Below are 214 nucleotides of genomic sequence, written 5' to 3'. Positions count from 1 at the left end.
GAAGAAGACGATGCTCCTCCTGCAAGGGTGGAACAAGGCAATGGAACATACCTTGGAAATTTAGGAACAAATATGCAGGGGCACCCAAGTACGATTTCAAGCATTCGTGTTCTCGGTGACACTATTTTGTTGATGGTTGCTCTGTGTTTTCACTCAATTTTTGAGGGCATTGCCATAGGAGTGGCAGTGACAGAGGGCGACGCGTGGAAGGCAT

The 214-nt window shown here is 47.7% G+C and carries 1 protein-coding gene; it reads left to right on the top strand.

The annotated features are described in order from the left end of the window. Positions 1–214: ZIP family metal transporter (locus tag C6N31_RS45035; RefSeq protein WP_232486406.1), on the top strand; the 214-nt coding region annotated here is incomplete at both ends.

The organism is Streptomyces fildesensis, assembly GCF_016107395.1.
Taxonomy (GTDB): domain Bacteria; phylum Actinomycetota; class Actinomycetes; order Streptomycetales; family Streptomycetaceae; genus Actinacidiphila; species Actinacidiphila fildesensis.
The sequence above is the reverse complement of the archived record's forward strand: the minus strand, read 5'-3'. Positions and strand labels throughout refer to the sequence as shown.